This window comes from Salinicola sp., assembly GCF_982684285.1.
Window position 1 is genome coordinate 1 of the sequence record NZ_CEXLVS010000532.1, and the last position, 1,045, is coordinate 1,045.

The 1,045-nt window shown below is 41.2% G+C and carries 2 protein-coding genes; both read left to right on the forward strand.

From position 1 onward, the window contains the following. The coding region (locus tag AC3AYF_RS21710; protein ID WP_487780538.1) for a type II secretion system minor pseudopilin at positions 1–761 on the forward strand (761 nt) is incomplete at its 5' end. Between the two features lie 10 nt (positions 762–771). Next, on the forward strand, positions 772–1,045 hold a 274-nt coding region (locus AC3AYF_RS21715), incomplete at its 3' end, for a hypothetical protein (protein WP_487780539.1).

Consider the following 1,045-nt stretch of genomic DNA (forward strand, 5'->3'; position numbering starts at 1 on the left):
TAGCGCTAGCAGAAGCAGGCATATGGCGTGGTGCGGCGATGGTATTAAATCGATCTGTCGCGGATAAAAATGGTGAAAAATTTAATTTGGCAGGTTCAGTCTATGAGCTTGAAACTGATAAGGGTGAACTGCAAGTTTCATTGCAATCATGCAGTGGCCTCGTTGATTTGAATCGTGCACCTCCAGAAATTATTAAGGGCATATTAGAGGCTGTGGTGTCATCACCAGAAACGGTAGATGTGATATCGGATTCATTATTGGATTGGCGTGATGAAGATGATTTAAAGCGTTTAGTCGGTGCAGAACAAGATGATTATGAGTCACTAGGTTTATCTTATGGACCGAACAATGGTTTGATGAACAGTGTGAGTGAGTTGGCACGAGTGAATGGTGTAACACCAGATATATATAAAGAGTTGAAATCGATGATGACGGTGTATTCGGGGCAGTCTCGTATCGACATTGGCACAACACCGGAACAAGTTATGGCAGCGTTACCTAGCATGAATGCATCTGTTGTTGAGACCATTATTTCAGGCCGTGAGACAGGCAATAAACATTTAAATTTGACGTTAATTCCAACGGAAACACGCAAGTATATAGGTGCAGGTCAAAATGAATTTATACGAATCAGTAGTTTGGCTAAGGTAAATGGTTCAATTTCAGGTATTATTGCTGTTGTTAAACTTGAAGCAACGAAGCAGTTCCCAGTGACAGTGATGACATGGCGTCAGGATCTAGCTGCGGTATTTATGGAATAGAGCTTGAGCAATGGAAATGTCAGCATTATCACAAATTATCAATAAAGGCTTCAGCTGGTGGTGCCAAGGTTTACTAGCTTGGCTTCCAGAGACGATGTCTTTAAAAACTCGCCCTAAGCCTTATATTCAATGTTCGGTTGATGGCAATATTGCCACTCTCAGCCTAATCAATAAAAAAGGTATCCAACAAGATAAATTACAGTTTGATCTGTCATTAAACAGTGAACAGGCAGCGGTGAATGTTTGGCTTAAGCGACACCAGAAATATGACCGGGTTTTACTTG